Origin of the sequence: Streptomyces sp. NPDC002044, from assembly GCF_040296725.1 — a bacterium.
GTDB classification, from domain to species: Bacteria; Actinomycetota; Actinomycetes; order Streptomycetales; family Streptomycetaceae; genus Streptomyces; species Streptomyces antarcticus.
In genome coordinates, this window is the sequence record NZ_JBEOXU010000034.1 from 1 (window position 1) to 22465 (window position 22465).

Below are 22465 nucleotides of genomic sequence, written 5' to 3' on the forward strand. Positions count from 1 at the left end.
ACATCTACACAACAATCCCCACACTCTTCCCCCCCCCCCCGCTCTCCGGTTCGGCGGGGGTCCCCCCCCCCCCCCCGCCGGCCCCCGCACCCCCCGGGCCCCGGGCGCTCCGGCGTTCCCCGTACGGGAAAGGCGGTTGCACCGGGCGGCCGACCGGGCCGAGAGTGGGCCGATGACCGCCATGCTGACCGTCCGGCCCGCCGGGCCCGGGGACGCGTCCGACATCTGCGCCCTGCTCAACGCCGTCGACGTCATCGAGATCGGCCGCCCGGAGACCGATCTCGCCGCCGTCGAGGCCGACCTCAACCACCCCGGCATCGACCTCGCCACCGACTCCTGGCTCGCCTTCGAGGGCGGCCGGCTCCTCGCGTACGCCCTCGTCTGGACCGACGCCGGCCCCGGCCGCGTCGACGGCGACCACTACGTCCTGCCCGGCCATCCGGAGGCCGCCGCCCTGCTGCTGGACCGGATGGAGGCCCGGGCCCGCGAACTGGCCGCCGGGGCCGGCCCCGGCGGCCTGCGGATCCAGCTCAACGTGGAACCCACCCTGGACCTCTCCCTCCTGACCGGCCGCGGCTACCGCACCATCCGCCGCTACCAGGTCATGACCAAGTCCCTGTCCCCGGCCGCCGACCCGGCCCCCGTCCCGCCCGCCGGGCTGTCCCTGCGCCACTGCGGCGCCGACGAGGCCGACCGCCGCCGCGCCCACGCCCTGGTCGAGGAGACCTTCGCGGCGCACTTCGGGCACGTGGAGCGCGCGTACGAGCCCTGGCTGGACCACCTCGACGCCCGGCAGCTCGACTGGTCGCTGGTGTGGATCGCGAGCCTGCCCGGCGCGGGCGACGCGGCCGTGCTCCTCACCCGGGACGACCGCACCAGCATGGGCTGGATCAGCCACATCGGCGTACGGAAGGACCTGCGCGGCCGCGGCCTCGGCGGACACCTGCTGCGCCACGGATTCGCCGCGTACGCGGCCCGGGGCCGCAACACCGTCGGCCTCGGCGTGGACACCCACAACGAAACCGGCGCGCTGGCGCTCTACGAGGCGCACGGCATGGGACTGCACTACGCGGTGGACACCTGGGAGCTGCCGTTGCACCCGCAGGGGTGACAGGCGGGTGACGCGGGGGTGCAATCGGTCCAACCAGGAGTGTGCGGGACCCCATAACGGGTGACATTGGCCCCTACGTGAATCTTGGGATCCCAGAGGAGGCACTCCATGCGCGGAGCCACCCACGCCAAGTGGGCCGCATGCGCGATGGCCGTCGCCCTCGCGGCGACGGCCTGCGGCGGCGGAAGCGACAGCGGGGGAGACGGCGGCGCCGGGATCGTCAGCTCCTCGTGGGGTGATCCGCAGAATCCGCTGGAGCCGGCCAACACCAACGAGGTGCAGGGCGGCAAGGTCCTCGACATGCTCTTCCGGGGGCTGAAGCGGTACGACCCGAAGACCGGCGAGGCCAAGGACATGGTCGCCGAGAAGATCGAGACGACGGACAGCCAGAACTTCACGGTCACGCTGAAGGACGGCTGGACGTTCAGCAACGACGAGCCCGTCACCGCGCAGTCCTTCGTGGACGCCTGGAACTACGGGGCGGACGTCCGCAACAAGCAGAACAACGCGCCGTTCTTCTCGGACATCGTCGGCTACGACGACCTGCACCCGAAGTCCGGGGACCCCAGGACCAAGACGATGTCCGGGCTGGTGGTCAAGGACCCCAAGACCTTCACGGTGGCCCTGAAGGAGAAGTTCTCCACCTGGCCCGAGACCCTCGGCTACCAGGCGTTCTCCCCGCTGCCCAAGGCCTTCTTCACCGACCACGCGGGCTGGCTGAACAAGCCCGTCGGCAACGGCCCGTACACGGTGGACTCCTACACCAAGGGCACCGGCATGAAGCTGCGCGCGTGGGACGGCTACCCCGGCGCCGACAAGGCGCAGAACGGCGGCGTGGACCTGAAGGTCTACACCGACAACAACACCGCGTACACGGACCTCATCTCCGGAAACCTCGACCTCGTCGACGACGTCCCGGCGCAGCAGCTCAAGAGCGTCCAGAACGACCTCGGCGACCGCTACATCAACCAGCCGGCACTGATCATCCAGACCCTCACCTTCCCGCTGTACGACCCCCAGTGGGGCAAGGAGGGCATGGAGAAGGTCCGCCGGGGCATCTCGCGGGCGATCAACCGCGACGAGATCACCCGGCAGATTTTCCGCGACACCCGCACCCCCGCCAAGGACTGGACCTCGCCGGCCCTCGGCGAGCAGGGCGGCTTCTCCGCGACCGCCTGCGGCGACGCCTGCGTCTACGACCCCGCCGAGGCCAAGAAGCTCATCCAGGAGGGCGGTGGCCTGCCCGGCGGAAAGGTCACACTGACCTCCAACGTGGACACCGGCTCCCACCGCGAGTGGATGGACGCCGTCTGCAACAGCATCAACAACGCCCTCGGCGAGGGCCCGGTCTGCACGGTCAACCCCATCGGCACCTTCGCCGACTTCCGCAACCAGCAGAGCGGCTTCAAGCTGACCGGCCCCTTCCGCTCCGGCTGGCAGGCCGACTACCCGCTGATCCAGAACTTCCTGGAGCCGCTGTACTACACGGGCGCCTCCTCGAACTACGGCAAGTTCAGCAACCCGGAGTTCGACAAGCTCGTCGACCAGGCCAACCAGGAGAGCGACACGGCGAAGGCCACGGCCACGTTCCGCGACGCCGAGAAGATCCTCGCCGAGCAGATGCCGTCCATCCCGCTCTGGTACCAGAACGGCAGCGCCGGCTACTCCGAGCGGCTCGCGGACGTGACCCTGAACCAGTTCAGCGTCCCGGTCTACGACCAGATCAAGGTCAGCTGACCCCCCGACGGATCGATCCTGGAGCAGTCCATGGGACGTTATGTGATCCGGCGGCTGCTCCAGATGATCCCGGTGTTCATCGGCAGCACGTTCCTGATCTTCTTCATGGTGTACGCGCTCGGTGACCCCGTGGCCGCCCTCTTCGGCGACAAGGCCCCCGACCCGGCCACCGCCGCGCGCATCCGCAAGGACCTCTACCTCGACCAGCCCTTGTGGAAGCAGTACCTCCACTACATGAACCAGATCTTCAAGGGCGACTTCGGCACGGCCTTCAACGGGCAGAGCGTCACCTCCCTGATGGCCACCGCCTTCCCCGTCACCCTGCGCCTGACGATCGTCGCCATCGTCATCGAGGTCATCGTCGGCATCACCCTCGGCGTCATCAGCGGGCTGCGCCGCGGCCGGGCCGTCGACACCAGCGTGCTGGTGCTGACCCTGGTCGTCATCTCCGTGCCGACCTTCGTCACCGGCTACCTGCTCCAGTACCTCTTCGGCGTCAAATGGGGCTGGGTGCGGCCCACCGTCTCCCCGGACGCCACGTTCGGCGAACTGATCCTGCCCGGCATCGTGCTCGCCCTCGTCTCCCTCGCCTACGTCACCCGCCTCTCGCGCACCTCCATCGCCGAGAACGCCAAGGCCGACTACGTACGGACGGCCGTGGCCAAGGGGCTGCCGCGCCGCAGGGTCGTCACCCGGCACCTGCTGCGCAACTCCCTCATCCCCGTCGTCACCTTCATCGGCACCGACATCGGCGCCCTCATGGGCGGCGCCATCGTCACCGAGCGGATCTTCAACATCCACGGCGTCGGCTACCAGCTCTACCAGGGCATCCTGCGCAACAACGCCCCCACCGTCGTCGGCTTCGTGACCATCCTCGTCATCGTCTTCCTGGTGGCGAACCTGCTCGTCGACCTGCTCTACGCGGTCCTGGACCCGAGGATCCGTTATGCCTGAGCCCGAGCGTCCCGAGGGTCCCGAACGCGCGGAAGGACCCGGTGGCTACGATCCCGTCGGCCCCCGCCGGCACGAGGCGATCTCACCCACCGGCCAGGGAGGCGCCATGGATCTGGCCCTGGAAGAGGCCGAAAGCCTGGAGAAGGGCCCGGGACCGGGACCGGCCGGCGGCTCCGGCGCCCAGGAGAAGGCCCGCTCCCTGTGGTCCGACGCCTGGCACCAGCTGCGCCGCAACCCCGTCTTCGTCATCTCCTCCCTGCTGATCCTCTTCCTGATCGTCATCTCGGTCTGGCCCCAGCTGATCGCGAGCGGCGACCCGCTCCAGTGCGACCTGTCCAAGTCCCAGCAAGGCGCGTCCCCCGGACACCCCTTCGGCTACGACACCCAGGGCTGCGACGTCTACACCCGCACCGTCTACGGAGCCCGCGCCTCCATCACCGTCGGCATCTGCGCCACCCTCGGCGCCGCCCTGCTCGGATCCGTGCTCGGCGGACTCGCCGGATTCTTCGGCGGCTGGTCGGACTCGCTGCTCTCCCGGGTCGCCGACATCTTCTTCGGCATCCCCGTCGTCCTCGGCGGCCTGGTCTTCCTGTCCGTGGTCACCAGCAACACCGTCTGGCCCGTGGTCGGCTTCATCGTGCTGCTGGGCTGGCCGCAGATCGCCCGCATCGCCCGCGGCTCGGTGATCACCGCCAAGCAGAACGACTACGTCCAGGCCGCCCGGGCGCTCGGCGCCGGCAACGGCCGGATGCTGCTGCGGCACGTGGCACCGAACGCCGTCGCGCCCGTCATCGTCGTCGCGACCATCGCCCTGGGCACGTACATCGCCCTGGAGGCCACCCTGTCCTTCCTCGGCGTCGGCCTGCGCCCGCCGACGGTCTCCTGGGGCATCGACATCTCCAACGCGGCCCCGCAGATCCGCAACGCCCCGCACATGCTGCTCTACCCCGCGGGCGCGCTCAGCCTGACCGTGCTCGCCTTCATCATGCTCGGCGACGCGGTGCGCGACGCCCTCGACCCCAAGCTGCGCTGAGGAGCCCCGCACATGCTGCTCGAAGTCCGCGACCTGCACGTGGAATTCACCACGCGCGACGGAGTCGCGAAGGCGGTCAACGGCGTCGACTACTCGGTGGACGAGGGCGAGACCCTCGCCGTGCTCGGCGAGTCCGGTTCGGGCAAGTCCGTCACCGCCCAGGCCGTGATGGGCATCCTGGACTCGCCGCCCGGCCGCATCGCGGGCGGCGAGATCCTCTTCAAGGGCGAGGACCTGCTGAAGATGAAGGAGGAGCGGCGCCGGAAGATCCGCGGCGCCGAGATGGCGATGATCTTCCAGGACGCGCTGTCCTCCCTCAACCCCGTCCTCAGCGTGGGCGCCCAGCTCGGCGAGATGTACGAGGTCCACCGCGGGATGTCCCGCAAGGACTCCCGGGCCAAGGCCGTCGAGCTGATGGACCGGGTGAAGATCCCGGCGGCCAAGGAGCGCGTGGGGGACTACCCGCACCAGTTCTCCGGCGGCATGCGCCAGCGCATCATGATCGCCATGGCGCTGGCCCTGGAGCCCTCGCTGATCATCGCCGACGAGCCGACCACCGCCCTGGACGTCACCGTCCAGGCCCAGGTCATGGACCTCCTCGCCGAACTGCAGCGCGAGCTGAACATGGGCCTGATCCTCATCACCCACGACCTCGGCGTCGTCGCCGACGTCGCCGACAAGATCGCCGTCATGTACGCGGGCCGGATCGTCGAGGCGGCCCCCGTCCACGCGATCTACCGGGCGCCCGCCCACCCCTACACCCGCGGCCTGCTGGACTCCATCCCGCGCCTGGACCAGAAGGGCCAGGAGCTGTACGCCATCAAGGGCCTGCCGCCCAACCTGCTGGCCATCCCGCCCGGCTGCGCCTTCAACCCCCGCTGCCCGATGGCGCGGGACGCCTGCCGCGCCGAGGTCCCGCCGCTGGCGCGGGTCGCCGAGGAGCGGACCAGCGCCTGCTTCTTCTGGAAGGAGTGCCTCCATGGCTGAGTCCCTTCTCGAAGTGAAGGACCTGGTCAAGCACTACCCGCTGACCCAGGGCGTCGTCCTGCGCAAACTGATCGGCTCGGTCAAGGCCGTGGACGGGGTCTCCTTCTCCCTGAAGGCCGGCGAGACCCTGGGCATCGTCGGCGAGTCCGGCTGCGGCAAGTCGACCGTGGCCAAGATGCTGGTCAACCTGGAGCGGCCGACCTCGGGCGTGATCTCGTACAAGGGCGAGGACATCACCAAGCTGTCCGGACGCGCCCTGAAGGCCGTCCGCCGCAACATCCAGATGGTGTTCCAGGACCCGTACACCTCGCTGAACCCGCGCATGACGGTCGGCGACATCATCGGCGAGCCGTACGAGATCCACCCCGAGGTCGCCCCCAGGGGCGACCGGCGGCGCAAGGTGCAGGACCTGCTGGACGTGGTCGGCCTGAACCCGGAGTACATCAACCGCTACCCGCACCAGTTCTCCGGCGGCCAGCGCCAGCGCATCGGCATCGCCCGCGGCCTGGCCCTGCGGCCCGAGGTCATCGTCGCCGACGAGCCGGTCTCCGCCCTCGACGTATCGGTGCAGGCCCAGGTCATCAACCTGCTGGAACGCCTCCAGAACGACTTCGCCCTGTCCTACGTCTTCATCGCGCACGACCTCTCGATCGTCCGCCACATCTCCGACCGGGTCGGCGTCATGTACCTGGGCCGGATCGTCGAGACCGGCACCGACACGCAGATCTACGAGCACCCGACCCACCCGTACACCCAGGCCCTGCTCTCCGCCGTCCCCGTGCCGGACCCCGGCGCGCGCGCCCACCGCGACCGGATCATCCTCACCGGTGACGTGCCGTCCCCGGCCAACCCGCCGTCCGGCTGCCGCTTCCGCACCCGCTGCTGGAAGGCCGAATCCCGCTGCGCCTCGGAGGTGCCGCTGCTGGCCGTCCCGGCCGTCTTCCCCACGGGACCGGCGGCCCACCCGTCGGCCTGTCACTTCGCGGCGGAGAAGCAGGTGGTCCCGCCCCCGCCGGAGGACGCCGGCCGGTAGTCCGCCGGTCCACGGAGCGGACGGGAGGCGTCCGCGGGGGATCATTTCTCGCCACCCGCGCGCGACCGCCCCCACCGCGCGGGCCGCCCCCCTCACTCCGTTTACACCGGGGCAACTTGACCGTATCTGCCCCGAGATATCAGCCGGGCAGCCTGGGCGGGGTGCGGCCGTGCGGGTGCCCACAACCGGCCGGGGAGGCGCACAGCCTCCCCGGCCGGCCTCCCCCGTGACCCCGACCGTGCACCTCGTACGCCCCTCGCGCTGCCGGAATTCGATCGGTCGGCTGGCACGGATAGTTATGATTCGTAGCGCATGGTGGGTATGCATCTCGCCGAGCACGATTGCGCGAATACGCGAACCGATGTCCGCTCGACGTGGAGGTGAAACGCCGTGGCACTCTCGATCTCGGCCGTGGTGCTGCTGGCGATCGTCGTCTTCCTGCTGGTCCGCAGGTCGGGCCTGAAGGCGGGACACGCGGTGGTCTGCGTACTCCTCGGTTTCTACCTGGCGAGCTCCACCATCGCCCCCACCCTCAGCCAGCTCACTTCGAACGTGGCGAGCATGATCAGTGGGCTCAAGTTCTAGGCCCCCGCCCCGGAGGGTGCCGTCGCACCCGCCGCTGCCGCGCCCGCCCCGCGGGCGTACGGAGCGACGTAGCCGGCACCCCCTAGGCTTGGCCCATGAACGGTCTTCCCGCCCGCCGTCTGCTGTTGGTGCACGCGCACCCGGACGACGAGTCGATCAACAACGGCGTCACCATGGCGAAGTACGCGGCCGAGGGCGCGCACGTCACCCTGGTGACCTGCACCCTCGGTGAGGAGGGCGAGGTCATCCCGCCCGGGCTCGCGCACCTGGCGGCCGACCGCGACGACACCCTCGGCCCCCACCGCGTCGGCGAACTCGCCGCGGCCATGGCCGAACTGGGCGTCACCGACCACCGGTTCCTCGGCGGCCCCGGACGCTTCCGGGACTCCGGGATGATGGGCGCGCCGCAGAACACCCGCCCCGGCGCCTTCTGGTCCGCCGACGTGGACGAGGCCGCCGACCACCTCGTCGAGGTGATCCGCGAGGTACGCCCGCAGGTCCTCGTCACCTACGACCCGGACGGCGGGTACGGTCACCCCGACCACATCCAGGCCCACCGCGTCGCCACGCGCGCCGCCGAACTCGCCGCGGAGGCCGGGTACCGGACCGCCCTCGGCGAGCCGCACCGGATCGGGAAGGTCTACTGGAACCGCGTCCCGCTGTCCGTGGCCGAGGCGGGCTTCGCCCGGCTGCGCGCGGACCGTACGGTCCCGTTCCCCGGGACGGCCACCCCGCAGGACGTGCCGGGGGTCGTCGCCGACGGGCTGATCACCGCCGAGATCGGCGGGGACGAGACCTTCGTGGCCGCCAAGACGGCCGCCATGCGGGCCCATGCCACCCAGATCGCCGTGGACGGGCCGTTCTTCGCCCTCTCCAACGACCTCGGGCAGCCGCTGTTCACCCGCGAGTACTACGAACTCGTCGCCGGGCGGCCCGGCGTACCGGCCGGCGAGCGCGAGCACGATCTCTTCGCGGGGGTGGAGGCGTGAACGGGAACCTCGGACCGGGCCGGATCGCCGGCTGCCTGGGCCTGCTGCTGGCGGGCGTCGTGACCGCAACGGCCGGCTGGCTGGCGGTGGACCTGTGGTTCCCCGGCGGTCTGCTGCTCGCCCTGCTCGCCGTCTTCGGACTGTTCCTCGGCGGGCGGATCCTCCTCGGGCCGGGGCTCGGCGTCGGCGGCGCCGCGGGCGGCTGGTTCCTCGCGTACGTGATGCTCGGCATCCCGCGCCCCGAGGGCGACTTCCTGTTGAGTTCGTCCGGAATCGGTATGTACGCCTACCTTTTGGGCGGAACCGTGTTCGCTGTGATGTGTGCCACGATGCGCGTCGCCCCGGATCGGCCGGTTTCAGCCGCACCGTCCGCCAAGTGACGTGGCGTTGGACTTCACCGGGGGGCCGGTCCACCGGGTACGGAACGGACCGCGAAGGGTGCTTGAGGGGGGATTTGCGGGGCCCGTGAGGAACCGCTGATTCCCGGGGGTCAGTTGTGTACGGGCGACGGCCAGTATGGTGGACGGGCCGCCGAGCTGCCCGCGCACGGTATGACGGGCGGCGGAGCCAACCGGGAGAACCTGCCTTGAGTCGTGAAACTGACAGTTCGTCCTCCGGGCCCCAGGGGCGCGGCGGAGCCGCCTACCCTTCGGGTACCCCGCCGTATGGAACCGGCCAGTATCCGTCCACGGACGCTGCGGCGACCGCCCCGGAGGAGACCCCTGTGACCTCGAAGCCGTCCACGCCCGAATCCGACGGGCCCAAGACCGAGACCACCCTGACGACCCGGATCCGGATCAACATCCCGGGTTCGCGGCCGATCCCGCCGGTGGTCGTGCGCAAGCCGATGGGAGCCCCCGCCGACGCGGCGGCCGCCGAGCCGGCCCCGCAGCAGACCCGTGCGCCGGGCGCCGCGCCGTCCCCGCAGTCCGCGCCGCGGCCCAAGCAGCCGCAGCCGACGCGGATCGAGGCCGCGCCGGAGCCGGCCGGCCCGCAGGGCGGTCCGGCCGAGGGCGGGGAGGTGCCCAGCAACTGGTTCGCCCCGCGCAAGTCGGCCCCGCAGACCCCGCCGCCGGCGCCGGCGCCGGGCCGGACACAGGGCCAGGCGCCCGGGCTCCCGGCCGGGCCCCCGCAGGGCCAGGGCCTGGGGCAGGGCCTGGGCCAAGGGCAGGGCCAGGGCCCGTTCCAGGCCCCGCCGCCCGCGGCGCCGCTCCCGGGACGCACCCCGCAGCCTCCGGCGGCCCAGGGCGGTTTCGCCCCGCAGCGCTCCGCGGGCGCGCCCGCCTCGGGCTACAGCCCGGACTACGCCGCGCAGCCGCCCGCCCCGGCGGGCCCGCTGCCCGGCGGTCCCGGTACCGGTGCCCCCCAGGGCTACCCCGGGTACCCGGGCGACCAGGGCGACGCGGGACCCGTCACCGAGGCGTTCCCCGCCTACGGCGGCCCGGCCGCCGGCGCCCCCGCCGGACCCACGGGCGGCCACGGCTTCGGCTCCGGCGCCCCCGCGGGCGCCCCCCGCGCCGACGCTGCTCCCCGCTGGCCCGGCCCCGAGACGGACGGCCCCGCCCCCGTACCGATGCCGGCTCCGGTACCGGTCCCCGCCCCCGCGGCGGTCCCCGCCCCCGTGCCCCCGAAGCAGAAGGCCCCGGCCAAGCCCGTGAAGAAGGCCCGCTCCAAGCTCCTGCTCCTGTGCATCGGTCTCCTCGGCGTCCTCGGCGTCGCCTACGGCGCCGGGCTGCTGCTGAACCACTCCGACGTGCCCAAGGGCACCACCGTCCTCGACGTCGACATCAGCGGCAGCCGCGACGAGGCCGTGGCCAAGCTCCAGACGGCCTTCGGCGCCCGCGCCGCCGCCCCGCTCCAGCTCACCGTCGACGGCAAGCAGGTCGAGCTGAAGCCGGAGAAGGCCGGACTGACGCTGGACAGCCAGACCACCGTCCGCAACGCCGCCGGCAGCGACTACAACCCGGTCACCGTCATCGGCTCCCTCCTCGGCCAGGAGCGCGAGGCGACCCCCGTGCTGCCGGTCGACGAGGAGAAGCTCCAGGTCGCGCTCCAGGAACTCGCGGGCACGTCCGGCTCGGGCACCGAGGGCACCATCACGTTCGACACGGGCAAGGCCGTCGCCGTCCCCGGCACCCCCGGCACCACCCTCGACGCCGACGCCTCGGCCGCCCAGGTCACCAGGGCGTTCCGCGACATGGTGGCCACCGGCAAGGCCGCCCCCGTCGAACTGCCGGTCACCGCCAAGGCCCCGACCATTGACCAGGCCGAACTGGACCGTGCCATGAAGGAGTTCGCCGAGCCCGCGATGTCGGCCAACGCCGTGGTCAAGATCGGGGGCAGGCCCCTCGCCTTCGGCGCCAAGTCCCTGCCGAAGATCCTCAGCATGCAGCCGGTGGAGGGCCACCTCGCCCCGAAGTTCGACCTGGAAGCCCTCAAGGACGTCTACGGGAACACCTTCGACGGCATCCTGATCGCCCGGGGCTCCGGCGCCAAGACGGCGGTCACCCCGCAGGACGTGGCCGGCGCCCTCGGCCAGGCCCTGCGCGGCAAGACCACCGCCGAGCGCACCGTGGTCGTCGACACCAACCCGTCCTGACCACCCGGGGCCGGGGCACCGCCCGGGCCCCGGGCCCGTCAGTTCAGCAGGGCGCGGGCCGACGCGGCCTCCGCGCGGATGCGGCCCGCCGCGGAGGCGTCGATCGCGTCCACCACCGTCGCGTACGACTCCATCTCGGCGGCCCCCTCCTGGAAGGCGCCCCGCTCCACGAGGAGCCGCGCCCGCTCGTACCGGAGCGACGCCGGGTGCGACGGCAGCAGCAGCGACAGGTCCAGCGCCCACAGCGCCACCCCGGAGTGCTCGGGCCGGGTCGAGGCCCACGCCCGGATGTTGTTCAGGATCCGCAGCACGATGTCCCGGGTCCGCGCCGGGGTCCGCGGCCCGTCGGCCAGTTCGGCCGCCCCCGTCCCCAGCGACGCGCCGCCGGCGAACGGATCCACCACCACGCCCTCCCCGGGGTCCCCGAAGCCCACCACGAAGTGCCCCGGCAGCCCCAGTCCGTACACCGGCGCGCCGGCGCGCCGCGCGACCTCCATCCACACCACCGACAACAGGATCGGCAACCCGCGCCGCCGCCTCAGCACCTCGTGCAGCAGCGAGGACGGCAGCCGGTCGTAGTCCGCCGGGGTGCCGTGGAAGCCGAGCCGCCCGCCCAGCAGTTCCGTGACCGCCGAAGCCCACGCCCGTCCGCCCCGCAGCCCGTACGGCAGCATCCCGGCGAGCCGGTCCAGCTCGATCTGCGCCCAGTCCATGGCGCGTTCGTCCAGGTCCGGATCGGCCTCCGCCGCCAGCAGCAGGCACAGCAGCGCCAGATCGGGGCGCTCCGACCGGGCCTCCACCGCGAACCGCTCCCGCCAGGCGGACGTCACGCCGCCGCCCGGAAGTGCCGGAAGTGGTGGTAGCTGTGGTGCGTGGCGAAGCCCAGGCCGTCGTACAGCGCCCGCGCCGCCGGGTTGTCCGTCTCCACCTGGAGCCAGGCCGCCGACGCGCCCTCCTCCAGCGCCCGCCGCGCCAGGGCCGCCATCACCGCCGTCGCCAGGCCCTCCCGCCGGTGCGCCGGGTCGACCGTCACGGCCGCGAAGCCGGCCCACCGGCCGTCCACCACGCACCGCCCGACCGCGCGGCCGCCGGGCAGCGCCGCGAACCACACCGACGGCCCCTCCACCAGCAGCCGCCGGGCCAGCTCCGGATCGTCGGCCTTCCCGTAGCGCCCGAGCCACTCCTCGTCCGGGGTGCGCGTCAGCCGTACGCCGTCGGCCGCCGGCGCGTCCACGTCGCCCACCGCGGCCAGCGCGCCGATCCGGACCTCCGCCGAGACCTCGGCCGTCCAGCCGCGCCGCTCCAGCTCCGCGCAGAGCAGTTCCTGGGTGCCGACGGCGCCCGTGGCGGCCTGTACGTAGGCCGGGAGCCCGCGGCGCGCGTACCAGTCGCCCACCCGCCCGAGCGCGTCTCCCAGCGGCATCCCCGGATCGCCGAGCGGCAGGACCGAGTTGGCCCGCCGGGTGAATCCGGCGGCCGCCCGCAGCGTCCACTCGCCCAGGGGCTCGCTCTCCAGCGGCTGCCAGGACCGCGCGGTGATCCGCGCGAGCTCCTCGAAGGAGGCCGCCGGACCCCGCCGCCGGGCCGGCGCGGCAGGGACGACCTTGCCCGCCACCAGCGACGATTCCGCGATGCGGACCGCCTGGCCGTTCTTCTTTGTGATCAGCAGCACACCCTCGTACCAGGATGTGAGAACTCCTACGGTGTCGGCGAACTCGGGTGATCCGCCCGCCCCCGGCTCCACCCGTCGTACAGAGACTCGTTTACCCACGTCAGCCGGGGTGATACGGACCTCCAGCAGTCCGCCAGCAGCGATTTCCACAGCTCTGTCCGCCCCTCCTGTTCGGATCGTGCCCGGGAACGGAGATACTAGGTGCGGGCATCGACGACGCCGCGCTCCCGCGCGATATGGAAGCCCTACCGAGGAGGAACGAGAGCGTGACCTACGTCATCGCGGAGCCTTGTGTCGACGTCAAGGACAAGGCATGCATCGAAGAGTGCCCCGTCGACTGCATCTACGAGGGCCAGCGGTCCTTGTACATCCACCCGGACGAGTGCGTCGACTGTGGTGCGTGTGAGCCGGTCTGCCCGGTCGAGGCCATCTTCTACGAGGACGACACTCCGGAGGAGTGGAAGGACTACTACAAGGCGAACGTCGAGTTCTTCGACGAGCTCGGTTCGCCCGGTGGTGCCTCCAAGCTCGGCCTGATCGAGCGCGACCACCCCTTCGTCGCGGCGCTTCCCGCCGGTATCAACGGCGAACACTGACCTTTCACGGCAGAAGCGCCCCTCGGTCCCGTACGGCCTGCCCGCCGCACGGGACCGAGGCGTTTCCCGCCCCCACTCAGAGAGAGCAGAGACCCCCGTGGCCGCAGTATCCGACCGTCTGCCCGTCTTCCCCTGGGACAAGCTGGAGCCGTACAAGGCCACGGCGGCGGCCCACGCGGACGGCATTGTCGACCTGTCGATCGGCACGCCGGTCGACCCGGTGCCCCCGCTGATCCGGCGGGCGCTCACCGACGCCGCCGACTCGCCGGGCTACCCGACGGTGTGGGGCACGGCCGCCCTGCGCGACGCGATCACGGGCTGGGTGCGCGGACGGCTCGGCGCGAGCGCCGCCGGACACGCCAACGTCCTGCCCGTCATCGGCTCGAAGGAACTCGTGGCGTGGCTGCCGACGCAGCTGGGCCTCGGCGCCGGCGACAAGGTCGCCTACCCCCGGCTCGCCTACCCCACGTACGAGGTCGGCGCGCGGCTGTGCGGCGCGGAGCCCGTCGTGTACGACGACCCGACGGAGCTGGACCCGGCCGGCGTCCGGCTGCTGTGGCTGAACTCCCCGTCCAACCCCACCGGGAAGGTCCTCCCCAAGGAGGAGCTGATCCGGATCGTGGCCTGGGCCCGCGAGCACGGCATCCTGATCTTCAGCGACGAGTGCTACCTCGAACTGGGCTGGGAGGCCGAGCCGGTCTCCGTCCTCCACGACGACGTCTGCGGCGGCTCCTACGAGGGCCTCGTCGCCGTGCACTCCCTCTCCAAGCGGTCCAACCTGGCCGGCTACCGGGCGGCGTTCGCCGCCGGTGACGCCGCCGTGCTCGGCGAGCTGCTCCAGATCCGCAAGCACGGCGGGATGATGACCCCCGCGCCCGTCCAGGCGGCCACCGTGGCGGCCCTGGGTGACGACGCGCACGTGACCGAGCAGCGCGCCCGCTACGCGGCCCGCCGCGCCGCGCTGCGCACCGCCCTGGAGGCGCACGGCTTCCGCGTCGAGCACAGCGAGGCCAGCCTCTACCTGTGGGTGACCCGGGACGAGCCCTGCTGGGACACCGTCGCCCACCTCGCGGAGCTGGGCATCCTGGTCGCGCCGGGGGACACCTACGGCGAGGCGGGCGCGCGGTTCGTGCGCGTCGCCTTCACCGCCACCGACGAACGCGTCGCGGCGGCCGTCAAGCGCCTCGGCTGAGCCGGCCCCGCACCCGCCGTACCGCGGCAGCCCGAAGGGGCCGGGAGTTCGTGCTCCCGGCCCCTTCGGTGTCCAGCGGCGGTCAGCCGCCCAGCGGCAGCCCGCCCAGCGGCAGGGCCCCGGTCAGGGAGCCCGTCGGCAGCGAGCCGGTCGGGAGCTCGCCGGTCGGCAGGGAGCCCACGGGCAGGTCCTTCGCGGCCGGCAGCCCGCCGAGCATCGGCGCCGCGGTGCCCACCAGGTCGGCGGCGGGGGAGGCGGCGGCCGGCACCGCCTCGGTGGCGGTGTCCTTCGCCGCCGTGGCGCCGGCGGTGTCGGGGGCGGTGAGGGGTGCGGTGAGCGCGTCCAGCTGCGGCACGGACTCCAGGCCCGCGGCGCTGGCCGCGCCGGCCGCACCGACCACGGGCGCTGCCCCGGCTGCGAGGAGCAGCGCGGCACGGGCGATCCGGCGGGTCAGGGGGAGGGACATGTTGCTCCTAAGCGGTAGCGGCTGAGTACGCCGTGTACAACCGCTCGCGGGGCGGGTGGAGTTGCGGATGCCCCGGGTAAAGGATCGGTAACGCATCGTTTAATCGGCCTGCGTGACAAATGCATTCAGCACGCTCCCACCAGGTCTTCCGTCCCTCCGGGGCCCCCGGAGGCCGCCACCCGGTCCTCCCCCGCGCGGGTGATGCCTCGCACGCGCGGCCGGGTGCCTTCCGCGGGGTTCCGGGCCGCTTCCCGGCCGCTTCCGGCAGCGCGCTCGGCGGACTCGGCGCGCTTGGCGGCCTCCGCGGGCTCACCGGGCTGGCGGGCTCACCGGGCTGGCGGGCTCAGCGCGCGGTGAAGATCCGTACCTCGCCGCCGGGGGCGTCCGGCCGGCCGCCGCCCCCCGACGCGCCGTCCGCGGCCCGGGGCTGCCACGCGCGGCCCGCCCGGCCGCCGGTCCAGTCGCCGCCGCCGTACGAGACCCGCGCGATCCCCAGCTCCTGGGACCGGGCCACCGCCCAGTGCGCCACGGCCCGGCCGCGCCGCTCCTCGGCCGCGCCGCCGTCCCGCTTCAGCCGGACGTCGACCCGGCCCTCCGCCGCCGCGCCCGCCGCCGCGCCCGGAGCGTCCGCCGCCGGGGCGGGACCCTCGCCCAGCGCCTCCTTGCCGAAGGCCCGTACCAGCTCCGCCCGTACGCGCTCCGGATCACCCGCCGCCGGGACCGGACCCGAGCAGACCAGAGTGCCGGCCCCGCCGAAGGCGGCCGTCAGGACCGTCGCGTCCGGCTCGTGCTTCGCGTACGCCTGCGGGAAGCCGCTGCGCTGCACCTTCTGCGCGGCCACCGTCAGCGGCAGCCGCGAGTACCCCGGAACCTCGACGAGGTGGTCGTAGAAGACCGCGGCCGAGTAGACCGGGTCCGTGATCTCCTCCGGGGTGCCCCAGCCCATGGAGGGCCGCTGCTGGAACAGGCCCAGCGAATCCCGGTCCCCGTGGTCGAGGTTGCGCAGCGCGGACTCCTGCATCGCCGTCGCCAGCGCGATGGTCACCGCCCGGTCCGGCAGGCCCTTGGAGATCCCGACGGCCGCTATCGTCGCCGCGTTCGCGGCCTGCTCCGGGGACAGCTCGTACTCCTCCGGATCCGCCCCGGCCGCGGCGGCGGTGCAGTACGGCGCGCCGCCGCCGTTGGAGTTCCGCTGCGCGGCGAAGTACCCGATCACCGCGAACAGGACGAGGAGACCGACGGCCACGCGCAGCGGTCTGCGGCGGCGGGGGCGGGGAGGACGGTTCTCGGACACGCCGCCCACCGTACTTGAGGCATATGACGCGTCCACCGGCCGGACGACGCGCGGTCCGCGCGGCACCGGGCGCTAGGGTCGCTTCCATGGCCGAATCCGAGCTGGACCTCACCCTGGACGCCGCCGAGCTGACCGCCCGGCTCGTCGACATTCCGTCCGTGAGCGGCGACGAGAAGGTACTCGCCGACCTCGTGGAACACGCGCTGCGCGCCCTGCCGCACCTGACCGTGGACCGCTTCGGGAACAACGTCGTCGCCCGCACCGACCTGGGCCGCGGCGAGCGCGTCGTCCTCGCGGGTCACCTCGACACCGTGCCGATCGCCGGCAACGTCCCCTCCCGCCTCGACGAGAACGACGTCCTGTGGGGCTGTGGCACGACCGACATGAAGTCCGGCGTCGCCGTGCAGCTGCGCATCGCCGCGACCGTTCCCGAGCCGAACCGGGACCTCACCTTCGTCTTCTACGACCAGGAGGAGGTCGCCTCCGACCTCAACGGCCTGGGCAAGGTCGCCGAGGCCCACCCCGACTGGCTCACCGGAGACTTCGCCGTCCTGCTGGAGCCCTCGAACGCCGAGGTGGAGGGCGGATGCCAGGGCACCCTGCGCGTCCTGCTCCGCACGGCCGGCGAGCGCGCCCACTCCGCGCGCAGCTGGATGGGCTCCAACGCCATCCACACCGCGGGCCCGATCCTGGCGAAGCTGGCGGCGTACGAGCCGCGCAGGCCGGTCATCGACGGCCTGGAGTACCACGAGGGCCTCAACGCGGTCCGCATCGAGGGCGGCGTCGCCAACAACGTCATCCCCGACGCCTGCACGGTGACGGTCAACTTCCGCTATGCCCCCGACCGGAGCGAGGCCGACGCGCTGGCCCACGTGCGGGAGGTCTTCGCGGACTGCGACATCGCCGCCTTCGAGGTCGACGACTCCTCGGGCGGCGCCCTGCCCGGCCTCGGCCACCCGGCCGCGGCGGCCTTCATGGAGGCGGTCGGCGGCCGCGCCATGCCGAAGTTCGGCTGGACGGACGTCTCGCGCTTCAGCGCGCTGGGCGTCCCGGCGGTGAACTACGGCCCGGGCGACGCCCTGCTGGCCCACAAGGTGGACGAGCGCGTGGAGACGAAGGCGATCCTGCACTGCGAAGAACGACTCCGGACCTGGCTGACCGCCTGAATTCCGCTTCTCGTCACCTTCGTGCGCCTACCCTGATCCAACGATCAGCAGGAGGGAGCACATCATGGGCAACCAGGGCAATCCCGACGCGTCCGCTCGTCACCGGCCCGAGGAGCAGCAGCTCGGACCGGTGCTGAGGAGGCGCAGCCAGGTGCAGGCGGGCAGTACGACGGACCAGCGGCTGCTGGATTCGGCCGGGCCCTCCGAGTGGGTGCACACCGATCCCTGGCGGGTCCTGCGCATCCAGTCGGAGTTCATCGAGGGCTTCGGCACGCTCGCCGAGCTGCCGCCCGCGATCAGCGTGTTCGGCTCGGCACGGACCCCGGTCGACTCGCCCGAGTACGAGGCGGGTGTACGGATCGGGCGCGCGCTCGTCGACGCCGGCTTCGCCGTCATCACCGGCGGCGGCCCGGGCGCGATGGAGGCGGCCAACAAGGGCGCCCGCGAAGGCAACGGCATCTCCGTCGGCCTCGGCATCGAGCTGCCCTTCGAGCAGGGGCTCAACGAGCACGTCGATCTGGGCCTGAACTTCCGGTACTTCTTCGTCCGCAAGACGATGTTCGTGAAGTACAGCCAGGGCTTCGTGGTCCTGCCGGGCGGTCTCGGCACGCTGGACGAGATGTTCGAGGCCCTCACCCTGGTGCAGACGCAGAAGATCACCCGCTTCCCGATCGTGCTGTTCGGCACGGAGTACTGGAGCGGTCTGATCGACTGGCTGAAGAACACGGTGATCGCCCAGGGCAAGGCCTCGGAGAAGGACCTCTACCTGTTCCACGTCACGGACGACGTGGACGAGGCCATCGCGCTGGTGACGAAGGAAGTCGGGAAGTAGGACCCGCCGCCCGGGGCGGGCCCCCGCTCCGGGCTCAGGCCGGGCTCCGGTGGGCTCAGGCCGGGCTCCGTCGGCTCAGGCCAGGCCCCGGCGGGCGACAGCCGGGGGCCGGTGGCCCTGGATCGAGGCCACCATGTCCAGGACCTGCCGGGTCTCCGCGACCTCGTGGACGCGGTAGACCTGCGCGCCGAGCCAGGCCGAGACGGCCGTCGTGGCCAGGGTGCCCAGGAGGCGTTCCTTGACCGGCTTGTCCAGGGTCTCGCCGACGAAGTCCTTGTTCGACAGGGAGACCAGCACCGGCCAGCCCGTGTCGGCCATCTCCGCGAGCCGGCGGGTGGCCTCCAGGGAGTGCCGGGTGTTCTTGCCGAAGTCGTGGCCCGGGTCGATCATGATCGACTCCCGCGGCACGCCGAGGGCCGCGGCGCGTTCCGCCAGGCCCACCGTGACGCGCAGGATGTCCGCCATCACGTCCTCGTACGCGATCCGGTGCGGCCGCGTACGCGGCTCGACCCCGCCCGCGTGGGTGCAGACGAGGCCCGCGCCGTAGCGGGCGGCGACCTCGGCCAGCTTGGGGTCGACCCCGCCCCACGCGTCGTTCAGGACGTCCGCCCCGGCCTCGCACACGGCCTCGCCGACCTCGTGCCGCCAGGTGTCCACGCTGATCACCACGTCCGGGTGGCGGCGCCGGACCTCGGCCACGAAGCCGACCGTGCGCCGGGCCTCCTCGTCCGCGTCCACGTGCTCGCCGGGCCCCGCCTTGACGCCGCCGATGTCGATGATGGCGGCGCCCTCGGCCACCGCCCGCTCGACCCGCGCGAGCGCCGGCTCGTCGCGGAACGTCGCGCCCTGGTCGTAGAAGGAGTCAGGAGTCCGGTTCACGATGGCCATGATCACCGGCTCGTGGGTGTCGAACTCGTGCCTGCCCAGTCGCAGCATCCTGCTCTTTCCTCCTTCGGCGGCCCTCGCGCCTCGCCTGCGACCTTAACCTGGTGGCCGGAGTCTCTCAGGGGAGTTGATCGTGTTCTTCTTCTTGATGATCGCGCTGGTCGTGGTCGTGGCAGCGGTCACCCTCGCGGTGGTCGGCGGCGGCTCGGAGGCCGTCCTGCCGGAAGCGGAGCCGGACCGGGTGGCCGACGGGCTGCCGGAGACCCGGCCCGTCGTACGGGCGGACATCGACGCGCTGCGGCTGCCCGTCGCGCCGCGCGGCTACCGGATGGCGGAGGTGGACGACGTACTGGAGCGGCTGGCGGCGGAGCTGGCGGAGCGCGACGCGCGGATCGCCCGGCTGACCGCCGGCCGGGACGGCGGCGCGCCGCCCGGCGAGCCGGGTGACCAGCCCGGTGACGGGCCCGCCGACGCCGCGGGCCCGGCCGCCGCGGGCGGACGGGCCGGCCTCACCGAGGACGCCGGCCTCACCAAGGACGTCGACCTCACCAAGGGCGCCGGGCGATGACCGGCGTCGTGGCCGGTCCGGACGGTGGCCCGCGCTGCCCGTGGGGGCTGTCCACCCCGGACTACGTGGCGTACCACGACACGGAGTGGGGCCGCCCGGTCCACGGCGACGACGCGCTGTACGAGCGGCTGTGCCTGGAAGCCTTCCAGTCCGGGCTGTCCTGGCTGACGATCCTGCGCAGGCGGGAGGGCTTCCGTGCGGCCTTCGCCTCGTTCGAGATCGCGAAGGTCGCGGAGTTCGGCCCGGCGGACGCGGCGCGCCTGCTCGCCGACGAGGGCATCATCCGCAACCGGGCCAAGATCGAGGCCACCCTGGCCAACGCGAAGGTCCTGGCCGGATGGGAGCCGGGCGAGCTCGACACCCTCATCTGGTCGTACGCCCCCGAGAAGCCGGGCCCGGCCCCGCGGTCGACGGCCGACGTCCCGGCGGTGACGCCCGCGTCGACGGCTTTGGCGAAGGCACTGAAGAAGGCGGACATCCGCTTCGTCGGCCCGACCACGGCCTACGCCCTCATGCAGGCCTGCGGGCTGGTCGACGACCACCTCGCCGACTGCGTCTCCCGCGGGGCCTGAGCCCCGCCGGAGACGGGATCAGCGGCCCAGGTACGTCGGCTGCTCCTTCGCCAGGAAGGCCCGGACCGCGATCGCGTGGTCCTCGGAGGATCCCGCGCGGGCCTGGAGGGCCTCCTCGCGCTCCAGCGCCTCCGGGAGGGAGCGGGAGGCCCCGTACGCGAGGGACTCCTTCAGCGCGGCGTACGCCACCGTCGGGCCCGCGGCCAGCGTGCGCGCCAGTGCCTCCGCCTCGGCGTGCAGGGACTCCGAGGGCACGAGACGGTTGGCGATGCCCAGCTCGTACGCCTCCTGGGCGCGGACCGGCCGCGGGAACAGCAGCAGATCGCTCGCGCGGGACGCGCCGATCAGGCGGGGGAGCGTCCAGGACACCCCGGAGTCGGCGGTCAGGGCCACCCCGGCGAAGGAGGTCGTGAAGGAGGCGGTGTCGGCGACGACGCGGAAGTCCGCGGCCAGGGCGAATCCGAAGCCGGCTCCGGCCGCCACGCCGTTGACTCCGGCGACCACCGGCTTGGGCATCTCGGTGAGCGCCCGGACGATCGGGTTGTAGTGCTCGGCGACCGTGCTCATGGTGTCCGAGGAGCCGCTCTCGCGGTCCGCCGCGAGAGCGCCGATGTGCTCCTTGAGGTCCTGGCCGACGCAGAAGGCCCGGTTCCCCGCCGCCGTGAGCAGCACGGCGCGCACCGCGGTGTCCGCGGCCGCCGCCCGGACCGTGTCGCGCAGGGCGACCTTGGCCTCGGTGTTCATGGCGTTCATCGCGTCCGGACGGTTGATCGTGATGGTCGCGAGTCCGTCGGTCACTTCGTAGAGCACGCTGTCGGCCATGGCAGGGGGTCCCCCTTCGTCGCGGGCTTGGCTACCGGCCGGTATCGGCGGGTGCAAGGGCCAGCATGGCGGACCGGGCCGGGCGCGCACATGTGATGTGCGTCAAAGAAAGCGGAAGCCGTTACCTGGGGGCAGCGGCGAAGTATCGCAGGCAGGTCCCCGAAATGAGTGGTTTTGGCCGAGCGCGTTGCCCAACCGTTCACAGCCGATGTTGGTCATCGGGTCCTGACATGCGGGATAATGGCCAGGAAGCAATGTGTTCGATGCCGGGTACTAGGCGCCTGAACGGTGCCGTCGGCTGACGATGTGGTTTCAGGAAGGGGAACGAGCATGGCGGCCATGAAGCCGCGGACGGGCGACGGCCCGCTCGAGGTCACCAAGGAGGGGCGGGGCATCGTCATGCGCGTACCGCTCGAGGGCGGTGGTCGGCTTGTCGTCGAGCTGACCCCCGACGAAGCGGACGCCCTGGGTGACGCCCTGAAGAAGGTCGTCGGCTGATACGTCGGCACCCTCTGCGTTCTCCGCACTGCCCCGGCCACTCGTCCCGACGAGCGGCCGGGGCAGTGTCGTGTCCGGGGCGGTGTCCGGGGCAGTGTCGTGTCCGGGGGCGGCCCGGCCGGTCCGGGGCCCGACTGACGCGCGCCCCGGCTCAGCGCCGTACGGCGCACAGCAGGCCGTCGCCCACCGGGAGCAGCGCGGCCTCCAGCGCGGGGCTCTCCCGGACGCTGCGCAGCAGCTCGCGCACGCGGAGCACCTCCACCGGCTGGGCCGCGGAGTCGACCGTACGGCCGTCGGAGAAGACCCCCTCGAAGCAGACCAGCCCGCCGGGGCGCAGCAGGCGCAACGATTCGGCGAGGTAGTCGAGGGACTCGGCCGGGTCCCCGTCGCAGAAGACGAGGTCGTACCCGCCGTCGGCGAGGCGGGGGAGCACGTCCAGCGCGCGGCCCGGGATGAAGCGGGCGCGGTTGCCCGCGAAACCGGCGGCGCGGAACGCCTGGCGGGCGAACGCCTGCCGGTCCGCCTCGGGATCGACCGTGGTCAGTACTCCGTCGGCACGCATCCCGTGCAGCAGGTGGATGCCCGAAACACCGGTCCCGGTACCGATCTCGGCGACCGACTTGGCGTCCGCCGTGGCGGCGAGCAGGCGCAGCGCAGCCCCGGTTCCGGGTGAAACGGAGCGCAGGCCCGCTTCCCTGGACCGGTCACGGGCCCATCGCAGAGCGTCGTCCTCGGCGACAAACGCGTCGGCGAACGCCCAGCTCGTCTGCCGGTTGCCGGTAATGACCCTCTCCTGTCCCCATAGTTGGCGCAACGGTGACTGTATCCGCTGAGGTCGGGAACCCGCAGATGGGACCGGGCGTTGTGAAGGTGG

General features: G+C 72.6%; 24 protein-coding genes. 17 read left to right on the forward strand and 7 right to left on the reverse strand.

The window, feature by feature from the left end; genetic code table 11:
• Window positions 1–172 precede the first annotated feature (172 nt).
• From ABT106_RS11820 to ABT106_RS11865, 10 genes are all read left to right on the forward strand, one after another.
• The gene (locus tag ABT106_RS11820) at window positions 173–1111 is read left to right on the forward strand and encodes a GNAT family N-acetyltransferase (protein WP_351275553.1); all 939 of its coding nucleotides are present in this window, start codon (window positions 173–175) and stop codon (window positions 1109–1111) included.
• 108 nt (window positions 1112–1219) lie between these two features.
• Window positions 1220–2848 carry a peptide ABC transporter substrate-binding protein gene (locus ABT106_RS11825; protein WP_351275555.1) on the forward strand — a complete coding sequence of 543 codons (1629 nt, stop codon included), beginning with the start codon at window positions 1220–1222 and terminating at the stop codon, window positions 2846–2848.
• 30 nt (window positions 2849–2878) lie between these two features.
• The gene (locus ABT106_RS11830) at window positions 2879–3802 is read left to right on the forward strand and encodes an ABC transporter permease (RefSeq protein WP_351275557.1); all 924 of its coding nucleotides are present in this window, start codon (window positions 2879–2881) and stop codon (window positions 3800–3802) included.
• Complete coding sequence (locus ABT106_RS11835) at window positions 3795–4835, forward strand: ABC transporter permease (protein ID WP_502979316.1); 1041 nt, start codon at window positions 3795–3797, stop codon at window positions 4833–4835. The genes ABT106_RS11830 and ABT106_RS11835 overlap by 8 nt, the downstream gene beginning before the upstream one ends.
• A gap of 12 nt (window positions 4836–4847) precedes the next feature.
• Complete coding sequence (locus tag ABT106_RS11840; RefSeq protein WP_351275559.1) at window positions 4848–5822, forward strand: ABC transporter ATP-binding protein; 975 nt, start codon at window positions 4848–4850, stop codon at window positions 5820–5822.
• The gene (locus ABT106_RS11845; RefSeq protein ID WP_351275561.1) at window positions 5815–6855 is read left to right on the forward strand and encodes an ABC transporter ATP-binding protein; all 1041 of its coding nucleotides are present in this window, start codon (window positions 5815–5817) and stop codon (window positions 6853–6855) included. The genes ABT106_RS11840 and ABT106_RS11845 overlap by 8 nt, the downstream gene beginning before the upstream one ends.
• A 390-nt stretch (window positions 6856–7245) precedes the next feature.
• Window positions 7246–7440, forward strand: a complete 195-nt coding sequence (locus ABT106_RS11850; RefSeq protein ID WP_053677094.1) for a hypothetical protein — start codon at window positions 7246–7248, stop codon at window positions 7438–7440.
• Between the two features lie 95 nt (window positions 7441–7535).
• Window positions 7536–8429: an N-acetyl-1-D-myo-inositol-2-amino-2-deoxy-alpha-D-glucopyranoside deacetylase gene (mshB, locus tag ABT106_RS11855; protein WP_351275563.1), complete on the forward strand. Its 894-nt coding sequence runs from the start codon at window positions 7536–7538 to the stop codon at window positions 8427–8429.
• Window positions 8426–8809, forward strand: a complete 384-nt coding sequence (locus tag ABT106_RS11860; RefSeq protein ID WP_351275565.1) for a DUF6113 family protein — start codon at window positions 8426–8428, stop codon at window positions 8807–8809. The genes mshB and ABT106_RS11860 overlap by 4 nt, the downstream gene beginning before the upstream one ends.
• Before the next feature lie 344 nt (window positions 8810–9153).
• Window positions 9154–11028: a hypothetical protein gene (locus ABT106_RS11865; RefSeq protein ID WP_351275567.1), complete on the forward strand. Its 1875-nt coding sequence runs from the start codon at window positions 9154–9156 to the stop codon at window positions 11026–11028.
• A gap of 38 nt (window positions 11029–11066) precedes the next feature.
• Here the strand turns inward: ABT106_RS11865 and ABT106_RS11870 are convergent, their stop codons facing one another.
• Together ABT106_RS11870 and ABT106_RS11875 are read right to left on the reverse strand one after the other, a co-directional pair.
• Window positions 11067–11858, reverse strand: coding sequence for a transglutaminase family protein (locus tag ABT106_RS11870; protein ID WP_351275569.1), 792 nt, complete (start codon window positions 11856–11858; stop codon window positions 11067–11069).
• On the reverse strand, window positions 11855–12850 hold the full coding sequence (locus tag ABT106_RS11875) for a GNAT family N-acetyltransferase (protein WP_351275571.1): 996 nt from the start codon (window positions 12848–12850) through the stop codon (window positions 11855–11857). The genes ABT106_RS11870 and ABT106_RS11875 overlap by 4 nt, the downstream gene beginning before the upstream one ends.
• A 116-nt stretch (window positions 12851–12966) precedes the next feature.
• Between ABT106_RS11875 and fdxA the strand changes: the two genes are divergently transcribed.
• Complete coding sequence (gene fdxA, locus ABT106_RS11880) at window positions 12967–13296, forward strand: ferredoxin (RefSeq protein ID WP_030011906.1); 330 nt, start codon at window positions 12967–12969, stop codon at window positions 13294–13296.
• Between the two features lie 97 nt (window positions 13297–13393).
• Entirely contained in the window at window positions 13394–14488 is a 1095-nt protein-coding gene (dapC, locus tag ABT106_RS11885) for a succinyldiaminopimelate transaminase (RefSeq protein WP_351275573.1), read from the forward strand.
• A gap of 82 nt (window positions 14489–14570) precedes the next feature.
• Here dapC and ABT106_RS11890 read toward each other — a convergent pair whose 3' ends face one another.
• Window positions 14571–14954: an ATP-binding protein gene (locus tag ABT106_RS11890; protein WP_351275575.1), complete on the reverse strand. Its 384-nt coding sequence runs from the start codon at window positions 14952–14954 to the stop codon at window positions 14571–14573.
• Window positions 14955–15297: 343 nt separating this feature from the next.
• Complete coding sequence (locus ABT106_RS11895) at window positions 15298–16257, reverse strand: hypothetical protein (RefSeq protein ID WP_351275577.1); 960 nt, start codon at window positions 16255–16257, stop codon at window positions 15298–15300.
• A gap of 77 nt (window positions 16258–16334) precedes the next feature.
• Here ABT106_RS11895 and dapE point away from each other — a divergent pair, with 77 nt between their 5' ends.
• On the forward strand, window positions 16335–17414 hold the full coding sequence (gene dapE / locus ABT106_RS11900; protein ID WP_351275579.1) for a succinyl-diaminopimelate desuccinylase: 1080 nt from the start codon (window positions 16335–16337) through the stop codon (window positions 17412–17414).
• A 64-nt stretch (window positions 17415–17478) separates the two neighbouring features.
• Window positions 17479–18246 carry an LOG family protein gene (locus tag ABT106_RS11905; protein ID WP_351275581.1) on the forward strand — a complete coding sequence of 256 codons (768 nt, stop codon included), beginning with the start codon at window positions 17479–17481 and terminating at the stop codon, window positions 18244–18246.
• A gap of 75 nt (window positions 18247–18321) precedes the next feature.
• Here ABT106_RS11905 and folP read toward each other — a convergent pair whose 3' ends face one another.
• Entirely contained in the window at window positions 18322–19182 is an 861-nt protein-coding gene (gene folP, locus ABT106_RS11910; protein ID WP_351275583.1) for a dihydropteroate synthase, read from the reverse strand.
• A gap of 76 nt (window positions 19183–19258) precedes the next feature.
• On the opposite strand from folP, the gene ABT106_RS11915 reads away from it, so the two are divergent.
• Complete coding sequence (locus tag ABT106_RS11915) at window positions 19259–19699, forward strand: DivIVA domain-containing protein (RefSeq protein ID WP_351275585.1); 441 nt, start codon at window positions 19259–19261, stop codon at window positions 19697–19699.
• Entirely contained in the window at window positions 19696–20271 is a 576-nt protein-coding gene (locus tag ABT106_RS11920) for a DNA-3-methyladenine glycosylase I (RefSeq protein WP_351275587.1), read from the forward strand. The genes ABT106_RS11915 and ABT106_RS11920 overlap by 4 nt, the downstream gene beginning before the upstream one ends.
• Before the next feature lie 18 nt (window positions 20272–20289).
• Here ABT106_RS11920 and chcB read toward each other — a convergent pair whose 3' ends face one another.
• Window positions 20290–21093, reverse strand: coding sequence for a 2-cyclohexenylcarbonyl CoA isomerase (chcB, locus tag ABT106_RS11925; protein WP_351275589.1), 804 nt, complete (start codon window positions 21091–21093; stop codon window positions 20290–20292).
• 330 nt (window positions 21094–21423) lie between these two features.
• Here chcB and ABT106_RS11930 point away from each other — a divergent pair, with 330 nt between their 5' ends.
• Window positions 21424–21591: a DUF3117 domain-containing protein gene (locus ABT106_RS11930; RefSeq protein ID WP_003966491.1), complete on the forward strand. Its 168-nt coding sequence runs from the start codon at window positions 21424–21426 to the stop codon at window positions 21589–21591.
• A gap of 151 nt (window positions 21592–21742) precedes the next feature.
• Here ABT106_RS11930 and ABT106_RS11935 read toward each other — a convergent pair whose 3' ends face one another.
• Window positions 21743–22405, reverse strand: a complete 663-nt coding sequence (locus ABT106_RS11935) for an O-methyltransferase (protein ID WP_267718138.1) — start codon at window positions 22403–22405, stop codon at window positions 21743–21745.
• Window positions 22406–22465: the final 60 nt, after the last annotated feature.

Excerpts from the sequence above, each read along its gene's own strand:
- ABT106_RS11820 (WP_351275553.1), top strand. The coding sequence starts at position 173 with ATGACCGCCATGCTGACCGTCCGGCCCGCCGGGCCCGGGGACGCGTCC.
- ABT106_RS11825 (WP_351275555.1), top strand. The coding sequence starts at position 1,220 with ATGCGCGGAGCCACCCACGCCAAGTGGGCCGCATGCGCGATGGCCGTC.
- ABT106_RS11830 (WP_351275557.1), top strand. The coding sequence starts at position 2,879 with ATGGGACGTTATGTGATCCGGCGGCTGCTCCAGATGATCCCGGTGTTC.
- ABT106_RS11835 (WP_502979316.1), top strand. The coding sequence starts at position 3,795 with ATGCCTGAGCCCGAGCGTCCCGAGGGTCCCGAACGCGCGGAAGGACCC.
- ABT106_RS11840 (WP_351275559.1), top strand. The coding sequence starts at position 4,848 with ATGCTGCTCGAAGTCCGCGACCTGCACGTGGAATTCACCACGCGCGAC.
- ABT106_RS11845 (WP_351275561.1), top strand. The coding sequence starts at position 5,815 with ATGGCTGAGTCCCTTCTCGAAGTGAAGGACCTGGTCAAGCACTACCCG.
- mshB (WP_351275563.1), top strand. The coding sequence starts at position 7,536 with ATGAACGGTCTTCCCGCCCGCCGTCTGCTGTTGGTGCACGCGCACCCG.
- ABT106_RS11890 (WP_351275575.1), bottom strand. The coding sequence starts at position 14,954 with ATGTCCCTCCCCCTGACCCGCCGGATCGCCCGTGCCGCGCTGCTCCTC.
- dapE (WP_351275579.1), top strand. The coding sequence starts at position 16,335 with ATGGCCGAATCCGAGCTGGACCTCACCCTGGACGCCGCCGAGCTGACC.
- ABT106_RS11905 (WP_351275581.1), top strand. The coding sequence starts at position 17,479 with ATGGGCAACCAGGGCAATCCCGACGCGTCCGCTCGTCACCGGCCCGAG.
- folP (WP_351275583.1), bottom strand. The coding sequence starts at position 19,182 with ATGCTGCGACTGGGCAGGCACGAGTTCGACACCCACGAGCCGGTGATC.
- ABT106_RS11920 (WP_351275587.1), top strand. The coding sequence starts at position 19,696 with ATGACCGGCGTCGTGGCCGGTCCGGACGGTGGCCCGCGCTGCCCGTGG.
- chcB (WP_351275589.1), bottom strand. The coding sequence starts at position 21,093 with ATGGCCGACAGCGTGCTCTACGAAGTGACCGACGGACTCGCGACCATC.
- ABT106_RS11930 (WP_003966491.1), top strand. The coding sequence starts at position 21,424 with ATGGCGGCCATGAAGCCGCGGACGGGCGACGGCCCGCTCGAGGTCACC.